15 protein-coding genes and 1 pseudogene are annotated in these 15636 nt (G+C 41.5%); 4 read left to right on the top strand and 12 right to left on the bottom strand.

Going from position 1 to position 15636, the window contains the following annotated elements; translation table 11 throughout:
* Positions 1 to 258: 258 nt before the first annotated feature.
* The 9 genes from FTU45_RS08490 to acnD all read right to left on the bottom strand — a co-directional run bounded on the left by FTU45_RS08490 (position 259) and on the right by acnD (position 8978).
* Positions 259 to 1191: a DUF4041 domain-containing protein gene (locus FTU45_RS08490; RefSeq protein WP_180072687.1), complete on the bottom strand. Its 933-nt coding sequence runs from the start codon at positions 1189 to 1191 to the stop codon at positions 259 to 261.
* Positions 1192 to 1776: 585 nt separating this feature from the next.
* The gene (locus FTU45_RS08485) at positions 1777 to 2442 is read right to left on the bottom strand and encodes a pseudouridine synthase (protein ID WP_180076258.1); all 666 of its coding nucleotides are present in this window, start codon (positions 2440 to 2442) and stop codon (positions 1777 to 1779) included.
* A gap of 83 nt (positions 2443 to 2525) precedes the next feature.
* Positions 2526 to 3239 carry an SIMPL domain-containing protein gene (locus tag FTU45_RS08480; protein ID WP_180076257.1) on the bottom strand — a complete coding sequence of 238 codons (714 nt, stop codon included), beginning with the start codon at positions 3237 to 3239 and terminating at the stop codon, positions 2526 to 2528.
* Positions 3240 to 3336: 97 nt separating this feature from the next.
* Positions 3337 to 3585, bottom strand: a complete 249-nt coding sequence (locus FTU45_RS08475) for a DUF6868 family protein (protein WP_180076256.1) — start codon at positions 3583 to 3585, stop codon at positions 3337 to 3339.
* A 528-nt stretch (positions 3586 to 4113) separates the two neighbouring features.
* On the bottom strand, positions 4114 to 4377 hold the full coding sequence (locus FTU45_RS08470) for a hypothetical protein (RefSeq protein WP_180076255.1): 264 nt from the start codon (positions 4375 to 4377) through the stop codon (positions 4114 to 4116).
* 113 nt (positions 4378 to 4490) lie between these two features.
* Positions 4491 to 4712, bottom strand: a complete 222-nt coding sequence (locus FTU45_RS08465) for a hypothetical protein (protein ID WP_180075569.1) — start codon at positions 4710 to 4712, stop codon at positions 4491 to 4493.
* Positions 4713 to 4876: 164 nt separating this feature from the next.
* The gene (locus FTU45_RS08460; RefSeq protein WP_004645925.1) at positions 4877 to 5020 is read right to left on the bottom strand and encodes a zinc ribbon-containing protein; all 144 of its coding nucleotides are present in this window, start codon (positions 5018 to 5020) and stop codon (positions 4877 to 4879) included.
* A 135-nt stretch (positions 5021 to 5155) separates the two neighbouring features.
* Positions 5156 to 6283: a hypothetical protein gene (locus FTU45_RS15455; RefSeq protein WP_005097978.1), complete on the bottom strand. Its 1128-nt coding sequence runs from the start codon at positions 6281 to 6283 to the stop codon at positions 5156 to 5158.
* 76 nt (positions 6284 to 6359) lie between these two features.
* The gene (acnD, locus tag FTU45_RS08450) at positions 6360 to 8978 is read right to left on the bottom strand and encodes a Fe/S-dependent 2-methylisocitrate dehydratase AcnD (RefSeq protein ID WP_005097979.1); all 2619 of its coding nucleotides are present in this window, start codon (positions 8976 to 8978) and stop codon (positions 6360 to 6362) included.
* A gap of 644 nt (positions 8979 to 9622) precedes the next feature.
* On the opposite strand from acnD, the pseudogene FTU45_RS15575 reads away from it, so the two are divergent.
* Both FTU45_RS15575 and FTU45_RS08440 read left to right on the top strand, forming a co-directional pair.
* Positions 9623 to 11017, top strand: a pseudogene (locus FTU45_RS15575) (multicopper oxidase domain-containing protein); the annotation flags it as partial.
* Positions 11018 to 11133: 116 nt separating this feature from the next.
* On the top strand, positions 11134 to 11859 hold the full coding sequence (locus FTU45_RS08440; protein WP_180076254.1) for a folate-binding protein YgfZ: 726 nt from the start codon (positions 11134 to 11136) through the stop codon (positions 11857 to 11859).
* Positions 11860 to 11911: 52 nt separating this feature from the next.
* Here the strand turns inward: FTU45_RS08440 and FTU45_RS08435 are convergent, their stop codons facing one another.
* Positions 11912 to 12157: a hypothetical protein gene (locus tag FTU45_RS08435; RefSeq protein ID WP_159516693.1), complete on the bottom strand. Its 246-nt coding sequence runs from the start codon at positions 12155 to 12157 to the stop codon at positions 11912 to 11914.
* 263 nt (positions 12158 to 12420) lie between these two features.
* Here FTU45_RS08435 and FTU45_RS08430 point away from each other — a divergent pair, with 263 nt between their 5' ends.
* Positions 12421 to 13218, top strand: a complete 798-nt coding sequence (locus FTU45_RS08430) for a tetratricopeptide repeat protein (RefSeq protein WP_180076253.1) — start codon at positions 12421 to 12423, stop codon at positions 13216 to 13218.
* A gap of 15 nt (positions 13219 to 13233) precedes the next feature.
* A complete protein-coding gene (locus tag FTU45_RS08425) occupies positions 13234 to 13476 on the top strand; it encodes a hypothetical protein (protein ID WP_005097986.1) in 243 nt (80 codons plus the stop codon).
* Position 13477: 1 nt separating this feature from the next.
* On the opposite strand, the gene FTU45_RS08420 is transcribed toward FTU45_RS08425, so the two are convergent.
* Both FTU45_RS08420 and FTU45_RS08415 read right to left on the bottom strand, forming a co-directional pair.
* Positions 13478 to 14404 carry an AEC family transporter gene (locus FTU45_RS08420; protein WP_180076252.1) on the bottom strand — a complete coding sequence of 309 codons (927 nt, stop codon included), beginning with the start codon at positions 14402 to 14404 and terminating at the stop codon, positions 13478 to 13480.
* Between the two features lie 60 nt (positions 14405 to 14464).
* Positions 14465 to 15574, bottom strand: coding sequence for an NADH:flavin oxidoreductase/NADH oxidase (locus FTU45_RS08415; protein WP_180076251.1), 1110 nt, complete (start codon positions 15572 to 15574; stop codon positions 14465 to 14467).
* Positions 15575 to 15636: the final 62 nt, after the last annotated feature.

Below are 15636 nucleotides of genomic sequence, written 5' to 3'. Positions count from 1 at the left end.
GAAGTATCCTTATTATGATGCTGTTTTATTCTGCATCTAAGATTAGCTGATTTTTAGACAATTATCGAGATCCGGACAAAAAATATTATCTTTTAACCATAAATAAACATATGATTTTTATAAATATAAAAATTATCTGTCAAATGGGTATTTCTTAAATATTTATAGCCTATCACGTCCGGGAATATCGGTCTTTCGCTAAAACCCTATTCGTTATCAGCTACCATCAAGACTGAGTACTTTTGATGCATATCAAAACTATACGGTCTCTGGATGCCGGCCTTCTTGTTTCATGTGCACAACCAGCGCAGCAAACTTTAATTCCTCTAAACGTAAATCCAGATAGGATGACTGAATCGTGGCCTGACTCAGTTGCTGTCCGGTATAATTCAGCAGGACATAATCATCCCTTAAGGCTTGCAACATCTGTCCCAAATTTTCTCTGTTTAATTGAGCAAGATATAAATCTGCCTTGCTATTAAAGGCCAAACTAAAGATTTCAATGATACTTCTACGGCGGCCGTCATCGATATAATTACAACTGGCGATCTGCTGTGTTGCTATGGCCTGCTGAATTTTTTCACGTACATCGAGCAGATGCCGAGCCGCATCCGTTTCACTATATCCTGCGATCAGCTGTTGTAAAAGTTGCGGTACTGGCAGACATAAACCGTAATGCTTGGCCTGGATTTTATGTTCCAGGGCATTCACTACGTCCTCTAAGTGCTGCTGTTGCTTGGCCTGTTGATAATAACCCGCTAAACTTTTTCTGGCCTGCTGTTCAACTTCGACTAAGGCTTTCGCTTGAAACTGGGCGAGATAGTCTTTCACGCTTTCAATATAAGCCTTGAGATCATCAATCATGATCGAAGCATCCAGTTTGGTCACTTCAACAAAATTTTCGGCCTGCAAAGTCCGGTTGATAATATATTGTTCGATATCACAGATATCCTGATATTTTTTATATTTATTCAGCTCAGTCGTTAAACTGCCATGCTGTACCCGCAGTTGGGTCACGTCATAATTCAGTTCATCGACTTGAGCGTCATAATCTGCCAGTCTGCTGCGTGAATGATCTAGATTTTCCTGTAAAAACTGGATATTGCTGCGTAATGAAGTCTGGATCTTCAAGCTCCAGAGCAAGGCACATAATAAAATACTCGCGAGAACGAAAAAAGCCATACTGAGCATTGTTCTGTCCTTTAACCCCGGGCATTGCCCTAAAACATCAAATTAAAAATTTATTATAAAGTACTGGTTAATTTTGCATCACTTTGACCAGATAATCAAAGCCATTAATCGCCACTAAGTCGTTCATTCATTTTATTTTTCTATAATTTTTTATGTGCAAGTCATACATCATGAATTGATTTGCAGCTTAAATCAAAACGATCCTGAAACAGCTAACGGTATTTTTTATATCAAAGGATATAATTTAAAAGTTTAAAATTAATGACAGTAAAATTAAAAAAACCAATAGAAATAAAGATATCAAACTTATAAAAGCAGATAAAGACAATAAAAATTCCTAAACTCATCATCAAGATATGCAGCCAGGATTCACCGGTATGTTCTACATCGACAGAAGATTGGGCAATGCATAAGTATTAGATTTCAAATAAAAAACATGAAAAACCATTAATTTTCAGAGCATTGACTGAAATAAATTCTCACAATTTTTAATTCAGGTAGCCGATTTTAAATGGCAAATACCATTTTGAATGACTGTAAAAATAGAACTAATTTGACCGGATACCATCGTTTTTATAATCCACATCAAAACGGAACTACGACTTCAATCTCAACCGGAACACCACTCAGCGGCTGGCTAAAAGCCAGATAATTGGCATGCAAAGCCATACGCTTTAAAGGGCTGCGCTGGGGTTCAGGATGATAAATTTTATCGCCAGTAATGGGATGACCGATATGCAGCATATGCACGCGTAGCTGATGGGAACGGCCTGTGATGGGCGTGAGTAAAACCCGACTAATGTCTTGCTGGGGCAAATATCCTATTGCCTGATATAAGGTTTTGGCAGTTTTGCCCAGTTCATAATGCACCATCTGACGCGGACGGTTTTCCCAGTCGGTCATCAAAGGCACTTCGACGCTGCCCTGACCTTCAAGTTTGCCTTGTACCAGTGCGACATAATTTTTATGCACGGTACGTGCCTGAAACATTTTACTCACCGCCACTTCTGCATCACGGTGTTTGGCAAACATCAAAATACCTGAAGTGGCCATATCCAGACGATGGGTGATTTTAGCCTGCGGATACTGGTCCAGAACCCGCAAATAAGCACTGTCATGATGTTCAGCTAAACGCCCGGGAACCGACAATAATCCGGCCGGCTTTTCAATCACCACCAGATCATCATCTTCATAAACAATATGCAACGGTTCTTGCGGTGGGCAATAGACAAAGTCGGGGTTGATGGGCATTTTAGGAATACAGCATCTGGAACAATGCGCGCAAAATAACAAGCTGTATTTAACCTGTCAATCACCGCGCATAGCCAGATAAATTAATCTGCCAGATAATAATCCACCGTCGAAACTACACGGACTTTTTTCAAATAGGGGGTATTGCTGTCGCGATCTTCGATACTAAACATGCCCTGATTGGCGGACTTGATTTTCCCCAGACTGCTTTTTGAATCTGCGGCAAATTTTTCTGCCACACTGCGGGCATTTTCGGTGGCTTGTTCAATCATCGCCGGCTTAATGTCATTCAACTTAGTAAATAAATATTCGGTTCTTTGTCCGGAATCATCTCCAGCAAAGGCAATGCCTTTTCGACCCAAAGCCATCAGACGGCTTTGTGCCTTGCGTACTGCATCGATGTTGTGGGTATAGACGGTAATGGTCTGACTGGCAGTATAGCGCAGTGCGACATTGGCATCACCGCCGTATTGCTGGGCGTATTTATCGGTAATACTCGGTGAAGCACTGGTGATCTCTTCGACACTAAAACCTTCATTTTTTAGAAAGGTCTGAATTTCCTGGGTATTGTTTTGCATGGTATCGTACAACTGGGCCAGATCCTGACTGCCTGCGTTAAAACGGATCGGCCAGACTGCTACATCAGCTTTGACTTCGCGTTCCGACAAACCTTTGACCGACACAATACGTTCATACTGTTTGATTTTTAAGGCGCTATTGCCCAGAATCCATCCTGAAATTATCATCCCTAAAGCAATCAAGGCACCCAAAATCAGTGCCGGTTTGACTTGATTCATCTGCATCAACTCCTTTGAAATCCTGTTTTAATTGTTATTTAACTGGACTAATCCCAAGCTATTTTTTGTCATTAAAAGATTCAGTTCAGGATCGCGCTTAACTTGGTTTGATCAAATAGATTGCAATTAAAGGCGCCAGGTTAAACAGCAAAATTCCAATTTTATATAGCGCCATACCCGAATAATGAATCACATCGAAACTGGCTTCAGACAGCCGGAACCATTTTCCGTGCACTTGTTTCATCCAGTTTCGGGCAAATACAAAAACCGTGAACCAGAGCATAAGAATGACGTAATTGATGAGCAAGGAAAATAGCAAAAAACGACACCAAATATCGAGATTCATCACAATTCCCCACCGGGCAGCTGATGCTTTAAAAATAACAGTTTTGATCTGGGAAAATGAGAACTGATTTGTATCTTGCTGGAATGAATATTTTCTTAAGTTTTTGATTTATTATTATTTTAATAATTTCTTATGTTGCCTTACTGGAAAATTTTTTAGGGTGTTGGGAAAACGTTTCATGGTTTACTTCAACTATCAATCTTTGTAAGACTTGATCTTATAGCCTATAAACTTGTGGTCTATAGCGTCCTAAGCCGGATCGAGACCTTTTGGGTTCGTACTGCACTCGCGTTTTGCGCCGCTCGCAGCATGCTACTCTTTCCGATCCCATCACACCCTTGAAAGCTATATTAGGCAAAGACGGACGGGATTAATTTCCTATGTTTTTTTAATTTCGACTAAATCTGAAAATTTATTTCATCATTTATATCAATATAGAGAAATAAATTCCATTTCTGATTTTTTACGCTTTTTTATTCGATAAAATTAGAGTTTATTGCAATTTATATTCAGGACATAATTACTGTTTTATTGAAAGAATGTTCCCTGAATCCATTGCACACTAAACCACCAGGCACTGATCGCGGACATCCCGCACAGAAGATTGGCCAAGACCTTGTTGAGTCTGGTCAGCTCAGAACTATAAATTTTCAGGTTAAGTAGATAGGCGATCACAGCGTAAAACGAGCCAATCGCGCCCCCAAAAAGAATCAAGATGAGCGGCCATGCTGAATAGAAATGGGCTTTTTTATCTAATTTTCCTGACTCTGGTGCGTGCTGTTGAATATCCATAAGTGATAGCCCTCTTTTTAATATATGCACTTGCACTATTTCAAGGCAGATATTTAGCTGTTATTAAATATTTGCCGATTAGGACTTTGATTGAAGCAAGAAGCAGACCAGTTTTAGCGTACAAAAAGCTGACGAGTATGTTGGTTGATATAGGCGTTCAGGCCATCGCCATATCGGGCAAGCTGTTTCATGTTTTCCACATGCTGATCACCGGCACTGCTATAACTGTAGGTATAAACTTTCGAGGTTTTCTTAAATTGCACGCGAATAAATTCGTTACCAATCTCGTAATTGGCAACACCTGAGTCGTGATTAAGATCAAGATAATGTTGCAATTAAGCTGCCCTAAACACTGTGAATCTAGGGTTTTAGATGGGGTTGTAATGGTTAGTTTTCAATTAATCTTAAACTATAAATAGTGATGTTTGGATAACAAAAAGCCCTATCGAGTAATAGGGCTTTCGTTCAAAACAGAGGGTAACTGTTTGAGTTGTTTTGCTTAGGCATTCTTATTGTTAAATTGATTGCCTTGGCATTTGGTACACGGTGGTAAACGATCAGTACCAATTTCTAAGTAGGTGCGGTGTCCGCATTGAACACAAAAATAGAAGCCTGTTCCGGGTTTTTCGCCAGCAGTAACCATCTTTGTTCTCCATGGTTTTAGAAATGGTCTGTCTAGTATAACCCTCTGGTGATGAATGTCTATTGTCCATTTTTGTAAATGATGATGTCGTTTGGGCGAAGACTAGAAGACTAGCTATTAGTCACTAAGTTAGTTCTAATAATCAGCATTGATATAATTACATAACCTCTCATTCTCATTTTGTAGCCAATGCTCGAAATTATCTGGATCTTGAGAAACTTCAAGCATATTCTTCAACGAAGATCTATCCATTATCAAATCCAATCCGCTTTGACAAAACTTCCACCCTGCTACCAAGTTTTCTTCGATATACCTATCAAGCTCGTCAAAAATCTTTACAATTTCAATAAACTTATCTTCATTTAAAGGAGTTGAGGTAAAGTGGACGCTATTTTTATAATCAGACATTGTTGCAGGAACTGCTCCATATCCCTCTAAATGGAAATGAAATGATTGACTCTTTTTTTCAAATCCACCATGAGCAAAAGTGTTACGATATTTTTCTTTTATTTGAATTAGATTGTCATAAATCTTTTTGGATAAACCTTTGCATCCTAACACTTCAATATATTTTTCAGACCAAAATTGACCAATGATTTTTTTAATTTCATATTTTGAATCTTTTTTTGCAAATGGAAGTATTAAAACCAATACATGCTCTAATCTACTAAAATATGAATCAATCATTGAAAGTGCGTTATATACAGCTTCTCTTTCCCAATCTTTTTTCCTAAGATAATTTGAAAGTACTTTCGTAAAATCTTTATCTTTCCTGGTAATTTCTTTAGCGAATAATTTTTGAGCTTCATAACGAAAGTACATGTACTGATTATCTAACTTATGAAAGTTATTTTGAATCGTAAAATTGCTTGAATTAATTTGTTCTTCAGCATATTGAGCTAATATTTTTGTCTCGATAAACTTAATATTCTTCTTTAGTTTATTTATGACTTCTTTATGATTTGTACTTCTATCTACTTTTTGGCTATAAATTCTCAAACCAAATTTATGTGAACTTATCATATTCACAATACCTTTATATTTAAAAACTATTCCCCAATGCATCTTATCCCATCTATAAATAGAACTGAATTTACATATTTTATGTAAGGTAAACAGTAAAATAGCTTCAACAGGAAAGTCCTCACGAGAAATAGAAATATAAGATTTATCATCAATCAAATTTTCAGATTTTGGATCTGCATAGGTAAAATCTTTAAACAAGATATCTAATCTATTCTGTATTTCTGGTTGAACGTACATAAAATTTCACAAATAAAAAACCTACATGAATGTAGGTTTTTTATATATTAAAATCAAATAAGACCAATTGAAATCATCAAGCCACATTCCCTTCCAAGAAATCCTGTGCAAAGCGTTGCAACACCCCACCCGCTTCATACACATGCACTTCTTCTTCAGTATCCAGACGGCAAGTCACAGGCACTTCAATAATCTGGTTCTTACCATCATCGGTTGAACGCTCAATCACCAAAGTCAAAGTCGAACGTGGCGCGATATTACCAATCACACTATACAGCTCCGTACCATCAAGACCTAAAGTCTTACGATCCGTACCCGGCTTAAACTCAAGCGGCAATACCCCCATACCGACCAAGTTGGTACGGTGGATACGCTCAAAACCTTCTGCGACAATCGCTTCCACACCAGCCAGACGTACACCTTTCGCTGCCCAGTCACGGCTAGAACCCTGACCATAATCCTTACCGGCAATAATGATCAACGGCTGTTTACGGTTCATGTAGGTTTCAATCGCTTCCCACATCCGCATCACTTCGCCTTCAGGCTCCACACGTGCTTTCGAACCCTGCTTGATGCTGCCGTCTGAACGCACCACCATTTCATTAAACAGTTTCGGGTTGGCAAATGTTGCACGTTGTGTGGTCAGGTGATCACCACGATGCGTTGCATAAGAGTTAAAGTCTTCCTCAGGCACGCCCATTTTTTTCAGGTATTCGCCTGAAGCACTGTCGAGCACAATCGCATTGGATGGTGACAAATGATCGGTGGTGATGTTATCACCCAAGATCGCCAGTGGACGCATATTGGCTAAGGTACGTGGTGCAGCGAGAGCACCTTCCCAATACGGCGGACGGCGGATATAGGTACTTTGCGGACGCCAGTCATATAGCGGGCTTGCTGCCTTTTCATTCACACCCAAGTCAAACATCGGAATATAGATTTGACGGAACTGTTCCGGCTTCACTGCTTCTTTCACCAGTGCATCAATTTCTTCATCCGATGGCCAGATGTCTTTTAGATAAATCGGGTTGCCATCTTTGTCATTACCAAGTGAATCCGTTTCGATATCAAAACGAATCGTACCGGCAATCGCATACGCCACCACCAGTGGTGGAGATGCCAGAAAAGCCTGCTTCGCATAAGGATGGATACGGCCATCGAAATTACGGTTGCCCGACAATACCGCTGTGGCATACAGGTCACGGTCAATAATTTCTTGCTGAATTTTTGGATCTAGTGCGCCCGACATGCCGTTACAAGTGGTGCAGGCATAAGCCACGATCCCAAAACCCAGTTTTTCTAAATCTTTGAGTACGCCAGCTTCTTCCAAATATAACGCTGCTGCTTTAGAACCCGGTGCAAAAGAAGATTTCACCCAAGGCTTACGGACTAAACCGAGTTCATTGGCCTTACGCGCCAGCAAACCTGCCGCCACGGTATTTCGCGGGTTTGAGGTATTGGTACAAGACGTAATCGCCGCGATAATCACCGCGCCATCTGGCATTAAACCTTCAGCTTCTTGCGCACGTGCAGCCTCTAGATTACCGGCAATGCCTTTTTCTTTTAAGTCAGATGTCGAGACACGAGCATGTGGATTGGATGGGCCAGCAATGTTACGGGTTACTGTTGAAAGATCAAAACGCAATACACGTGGATATTCTGCCTGAGTCATATCCGATGCCCACAGACCAATCTCTTTGGCATAAGTTTCAACCAGTTTGACTTGCTCTGCTTCACGACCGGTCAAAGTCAGATAATCAATGGTGTTCTGATCGATATAGAACATCGCAGCGGTTGCACCGTATTCCGGAGTCATGTTGGAAATCGTGGCACGATCACCCACTGACATGCTGTCGGCACCTTCACCGAAGAATTCTAAGTATGCCCCGACCACACGTTCTTTACGCAGGAATTCTGTCAGTGCGAGCACAATATCGGTTGCGGTAATGCCCGGCTGACGCTGACCAACAAACTCCACACCAATGATGTCAGGCAGACGCATCCAAGATGCACGGCCCAGCATCACATTTTCCGCTTCCAAGCCGCCAACACCAATCGAGATCACGCCCAATGCATCTGTATGAGGCGTATGCGAATCTGTACCGACACAGGTGTCCGGGAATGCCAGACCGTCACGGTTTTGAATCACCGGAGACATTTTCTCCAGGTTGATCTGGTGCATGATGCCATTACCGGCAGGAATCACATCGACATTTTCAAACGCGGTTTTGGTCCATTCAATAAAATGAAAACGGTCTTCATTACGACGGTCTTCAATCGCGCGGTTTTTCTCAAAAGCATCCGGATCAAAACCACCAAATTCCACTGCCAATGAATGATCGACAATCAGCTGGGTCGGTACCACTGGATTGACTTTAGCCGGGTCACCGCCCTGTTCTGCAATTGCATCACGTAAGCCGGCAAGATCGACCAAAGCCGTTTGTCCCAAGATGTCGTGACAGACCACACGTGCCGGATACCATGGAAAATCATGTTCCTGTTTACGCTCAATCAGCTGTCGCAAAGACTGTTCTAAAATGGCAGGATCACAACGACGAACCAGCTGCTCAGCAAGCACTTTGGAGGTATAAGGAAGTTTGGCATATGCGCCTGGCTGAATATCTTCTACGGCCTGACGCACGTCATAATATTCCAGCTGGGTGGATTGCAGCGGTTTACGGTAGTTGTTGTTCATAGCTTGCCTGCCCTCGTTTATTACTCTTTTTTGCACATCAAAATTTATTGATGACTTGTTTTTAATCAAGGCATTGTACGCTGCCGAAAGTCCATTTCCCAAATCTTATAATTTTCAATAGTTTAATTATAGAAATCGGTCTATTTTAATAAATTTGTTATCTGGCCTTTAGAATTTTGGCTCTAAACTTCTATTTTTTTGAAAAATCGTAGAAAATTCATCTCATTCTTTAGTATGAGACACTCACAACAGCATAAAAAACAATCAACATATAGGCGCAATAAACAGGCTTTATTTCATATTCATGCAACTTTTATGAGCTGTATTTTAAGCAGCGAATAGACCCTATAACCGATTAAAAGCCAACTATTAAAAGCCAAATAAGTCTCTTCTCTTACATTTAGGTCTTTATATGCAAGCGGCTTGTTGATAAAAACTGGATATTAAGCATATCTTCAAAACATCCTTATACAATAATTCCGAAAATCATCGTATTTCAGCGATAGAACCATTTAAAAGCTGTGTCCTGATTCAATTCCATAATTTTCGTAAGACTTTCTTACAAATTTTACAACTATTTTAATATGTTAGGACTTACGCACTATTATTTATAGATTCTCTGTGGTAGCAGATGATTTTTATCGAGAATAAAGTCATCAATGAAGTTATCGACGGGAGACATGGATATTCTGTGGAAAGATAAAGGCAAGAACAGCTATTCTAATGAAAATATCCTCCTGTTTCAGCAAATTCAGTATCGATGCACTCACCCGGCAGGTACAACCAATCTCAATAATTGTGATGCTGGTGAAGTCGGTATGCTGGAAGATTATCAAGGCCTGAATGCCTTTAATTCATGGGGAGCAAATCATTATTACACCTCGATTAATGGCAAAGTACATGGCGAGATTCAAGTTGAGCAAAACCAGTTTAAGCGCTGGCGTATGATTCATGGTGGTGTTCGCGACACCCTTGGTCTTATTATTAAGGAACTGCCAAAATCACAAAAATTTACCGCTGAACAAACCATTAAAGCTTGTTCTGAATTCCAGGAAGAAGACAAAAAAGCAGATTTTGATCAGCTCACCAGCTTGCCGGTCTATACCATTGCTCAGGATGGTTTAACCATGGATCATGTGCAGACACGTAGAATCTCGATATTTCAACCCGGTTACCGTCACGATGCGATGGTCGCCTTCCCAAGCACGAATAGATACTGTATTTTTGACACCAACTTGAACATTGATGATGAAATCAATACCATCCCTACATCCGGACAAATTACCCCTCAACTCGCTCCGGGTAATACGTTAAATGCCCAACTACTGGGATGGGTGAATGTCAAAGCGAGTAAATTAAAAGCGCAAACGCCAGCCCAGTTTTTACAAACTCAGGCACAGAAAATTGGCTTAAACAAAGAAATTCAGACCCAGCTCTCACAGTTAAAGCTTTCTGCCTTTATCGACCATCCATCGCTGATGACCACTGAAATTGAAAATCGCTTAAAAAACCGTCCACCACAACGCTCAACCTTCGATGCCAGCTTTGGTCCAAATGGTAAGTTTGGCTACCGTTACAGTGATATTGAGGGAATCTATAGTTTTGGTGACCTCTTTACCGGCGCGGATGCAGTAGAAGGTGCATATGTACGGAAACTGGAATTTGGGCAAATTGATGAATGGATTCTTAGCAGTAATAACCTGAATCATCCTTATCATATCCATGTGAACCCCTTCCAGATTGTAAAAGTACTGGATCCAACGGGTAAGGATGTCAGCGATATTCCGCTGGCAGTAGATCCAAATCCTAATCTGGAAGATATTCAATACCGCGGCTTAAAAGGACAGTTTAAAGATACAATCTTTGTTAAACAGGGGTATCAGGTAATTGTCCGCAGCCATTACAAGAAATTTGAAGGTGATTTTGTACAGCATTGTCATATTCTCGATCATGAAGATCAGGGCATGATGGAATATGTTCGGATTTGTGGCGGTAAATTCCCTTGTGATTCGCCATTACCGGCTAGCCATCACCACTAAATATTATCATTCCATAAAAGCCGATGATTTAGATTGTTGGCTTTTTTGTTTGCCTCTATTTGATGCTTGCTGCACAATAACTGCATTGATTTATAGTATTCAAACTGGGGCTTATCATGGCAACGTCTCCTGCTTTTACATTGTTTAGTCTGAATGGTGTTGATGCACAAAAATTCCTTCAAGGTCAGGTGACTTTGAATACTGAAACATTGGCTGAAAACCAGACACGTTATACCGCGATCTGTAGCTTGAAAGGCCGTATTCAATTTGGCTTATGGCTTAAAAAGCTCAGTCCGGAAAGCTTTGAAATTGTAAGTACTGACGATCAGGCCACTGAACTGGCGAATCATATTAAAAAATTTGGTGCCTTTTCAAAAATGAAACTGGAACTGGTCGGTGCGGTTTATCCTGTGATCAATGATATTCATACTGACTTTGTTGCGACTGAAACCGATGTGGCGACCTGGGAGCAGCAAGCCATTGAATCAGGTCAGGCCTGGATTCAGGCGGCCACTGCGACCCTATTTCAACCACAGGAATTGCGCTTACATCAACGTGAAAGCATTCACTATGACAAAGGTTGTTACTTAGGTCAGGAAGTCATTGCACGCTTATGGTTTAAAGCCAAGCCCAAACACTGGTTACATCTGGTTCAAGGCACAGATACCGCGCCTGATGTTGCAACCAAACTGAATAATGATGTTGAAATCGTTAATAGCATCACGACTGATGCCGGTTATAAAGCGCTAGTCGTGGCAAAGCCTGAGGCATTAACCGAATTGGGCCTAGAAGTGCTGGAACTTCCTGAAGCCTTAAGTGGTGATGTGGCGCGTCCGCAATAATTCAGGTTCCGCCCATGAAAAAAGCCAAGATAAAATTCTTGGCTTTTTTGTTTTAGAAACCATGAAACAGCTTGTTCATGTCTTTTACCACATAATCTTTGAAGTGATAAGCACGCGCATGTTTGGCATCAAACTTTGCCGTGAGTTCACCTTTTTGAAAGACATATACCCGGTCTTCCTGACTAATCAAAAACTCTGCACCAAGTTTCATCAGCAGCGCATCAATCTTGTCTTCATCGGCAATCGATTCATCTGCATTGATTCTGTCATAGTGACGTTTAATGGTTTTGACAAACATGGTGAAATCCTGGGAGTCTGATTTAAACCGAGATTTAATCAGAGAAGTCGGCTGAAGCAAAGTAATCCTTTTGATATCTGCAGGATTGATCAGAAACCTGTCCGAATCATGCATCGATATAATCGGTGTATTGTGCTTCGATGATTTGTATTTAGTGACAAATTGTATATTTACAAAGCACAAAATCCTTTTATGATGTAAGTGAAAATGATTAAAACCGCACCAAGGAATAAGGTGCCAGCAATAATAAGGTTATAGGAACCATGAAAAAATTAGTACTCGCTGCAGTTCTTGCCGTTTCTGCGCAATTCGCTCTGGCAAATACCGTAAAAGATCAGGCCGACCCCCAGTTTGTAAAAATTGAAGCCATGGTGAAAGCCAATAATTTCAAAGGCGCCTATGACGCTTTAAATCAATTGGCTAGTCAGGGAAATGCCCAAGCCATATATAACTTAGGCTATTTAACCCAGACCGGCCAGGGCACTGCCAAAGACGAGAAAAAAGCCATCCAGCTCTATGAACAGGCAGCCAGCAAAGGTTACCCTGTGGCCAATTATGTACTGGGCAAAAATTATGCGGCGGGTACATTAGGACTAAAGCAGGATTTAAGCAAAGCCAAACAGTATCTGGAACGTGCCTCAGCAGCCAACTTTGATGATGCCAGTGTAGATCTGGCTGTGCTGTTATTTGCTGAAAATACCCCCGCCTCAAATAAAATCGGACTACAAAAGCTGCAACCATTAATCACAAAAGGTAATATGCAAGCGATTCACGCCAAAGCCTTATATGACATCAGCTCTGGTTTTAAAAACAAAGATGAAAAACCGATTCAGCAAGGTTTAAGCAGTATTCAGGATCTGGCTAAAAAAGGCTATATCCCTGCCCTGATGGCTGTCGGCAATATGTTTGCCAATGGCAGTATCGTGCAGCAAAACTTGCCTGAAGCGAAAAAAATCTTTGCTGCATTGGCACAGCAAAATATTCCGCAGGCTAAAGAGTCTTTGGCAGCAGTAGACAAAATGATGGCGGAGCAGAAAAAAATACCTGCCAAAAAGAGTTAATTTGGTTTCGCCCCAATGAAAAGCGGAGCTTCGCAAGAAAAGTATCTTGCGGAGCCATACTCTCATCGCAAAACTCGTCAGCCAGCATCCACTGGTAAATTTGTCGCAAAAACAATCATTTTTAATCTTGCGGTACAATACACCGTATGCCTCAAACAGTTGCGGCTGACTTTTCTACCTGTAAAATATAATCATGAATTTAAAAAAGAAAATGCCAATATGGGGCTTTTTATAAGGAGAGAATCAATCCTGGAATGAGCTATCCCCACCACAAGGCAATTAGGCCGCTGGTCACGATAAAACCAGCGATGGTGCTCATCAGCAGTGGTGTTAAGGCTCGATCATTTAAACCATAGGCCTGTCCCAACATACCGAAGATTGTTGGCATCGGTAAGGCAGCAATCAAAGTACCCGCATGAACCATTTCCTGACTTAAACTGGTCAATTGACTGAGGCCAAGATACATCAGCAGCGGCATCATAATGTTGTTAGAAAACACCAGATAGAAACTTTGCAGATTAACGTATTTCAGGCTCATTCCCACAATACCGCCACCAATTGCAAACAGGGCCAATGGTGAGGCAGTTTGACCAATCAAGGCAAAGACCTGATCGATATAGAGCGGAATTTTAATCTGGAAAACAGCACAGACCATCCCGAGCATCACGCCCATAAACAAGGGATTCTTTAGCAAAGTCAGCAATACACTTTTCAGAATGGCGCCAAGATTTGCCTGATGTTGTGTACCCAGCGCAGCCATGACCAGCACCAGCGGAATCAGCAAAACGCTTTCAATGATGACCACCAAAGAGGTATAGGTCATCGCCTGTTGCCCGATCAATAAACTGAGCACAGCCGTACCAATCAGGCCGGTATTCGACATTGCAGCGCCCAGCGACAGCACTGCACTTTGCGAATGTGTATTCTGAAAATGACGGCGCATGATCCAGAAACCGCTGCCATAAAGCAGCAAGGTCACGCTGCTATACACGGCAAAGTATTCAAAATACCAGATTTCATGCAGGTCTTTGGAGGCAAGGGACTGAAAGAACAGCAAGGGCAAGGCTACTTTAATAACAAAAGCACCGACCACCCCCACCTGCTCTTTGTTTAACACTTGACTCTTTACAGTCAGATAACCCAGTGCCAATAATAAAAATATGGGCACAATGACCGCAAAAATCATAATGCAGTATCCTCTTGCCAGTGATATTCCATTATAAGAATTTCTGAGACTAAAGCAGTGTTAAAAAGGCTCAAACAGGTGATTCAAACCATGCGGTGCACAGCGCAGATATTGCGGTGAAATCTTGATTTTTTCCTCAAGTGCTGCCGCTGCATGCCAAGGCCAATGGGGATCGTACAGAATGGCACGGGCAATGGCGATGGCATCGGCTTGGCCCTTTTGTAAAATATCTTCTGCCTGCTTAGCTTCAGTAATTAATCCCACGGCAATCACGGGAATATTCACCACTTTCTTGATCGCATCTGCAAAAGGCACCTGATAATTCGGTTTCACATCAATGTTCTGTTTAGCATGTAAACCGGCACTGGAAATATGAATATAGGCAGCCCCAGCAGCTTCCAGTGCTTTGGACAATTCAACTGAAGAATCAATGGTCCAGCTATCTGGCTGATCCATCCAGTCGCTGGCCGAAATACGCACTCCAATCGGATAACCTTCTGGAACCGCCGCTTTCATGGCTTGTAATACTTCCAGAGTCAGGCGAATCCGGTTTTCCAGTGAACCGCCATACTGATCATCACGTTTATTTGAAAGTGATGACATGAACTGATGCAGTAAATAACCATGCGCTGCATGCAGCTCAATCAGGTCAAAACCGGCCTCAACTGCACGTTTGGCACTTTCTGCAAAGTCAGCAATGACCTGCTCAATTTCCGACTGGCTTAAGGCTTTAGGGGGATGCTCATCTGATTGAAAAGGAATATCACTGGCGGAAACAGTTTGCCAGCCATGTGCTTCATTCGGCTTAAACTGACCTTTACCTGCCCATGGTTTATCTGTTGAAGCTTTACGTCCGGCATGTGCGAGCTGAATGGCAAAAGGCATCGGGGAAATGGATTTGACTTTTTCCAGTAAGGTCTTGATCTGCTTTGCCTGTTCGTCATTCCACAAACCCAGATCGGCATAACTGATCCGGCCTTCTGGCTGTACCGCGGTCGCTTCGACAATACATAAACCTGCACCCGATAAGGCATAGTTGGCCCATTGCTGCTCGTGCCAATAGGTGATTTCCCCCTGCTCTGTTGCGGAGTACTGACACATCGGCGCAATTACGATTTTATTTTGAAGTTGCAGTGATCCAAATTGAATAGGTTGAAATAGTAATGCCACGCTGTATTTCCTCTTTTTATTGCACAGTTTCACTCTAGAAATAAAAACAGGCTCCTAAGAGC

Origin of the sequence: Acinetobacter sp. YH12106, from assembly GCF_013418995.1 — a bacterium.
Taxonomy (GTDB): Bacteria; Pseudomonadota; Gammaproteobacteria; order Pseudomonadales; family Moraxellaceae; genus Acinetobacter; species Acinetobacter pseudolwoffii.
Note: the sequence above shows the minus strand (reverse complement) of the source record. Positions and strands in the feature narration are given on the sequence as shown.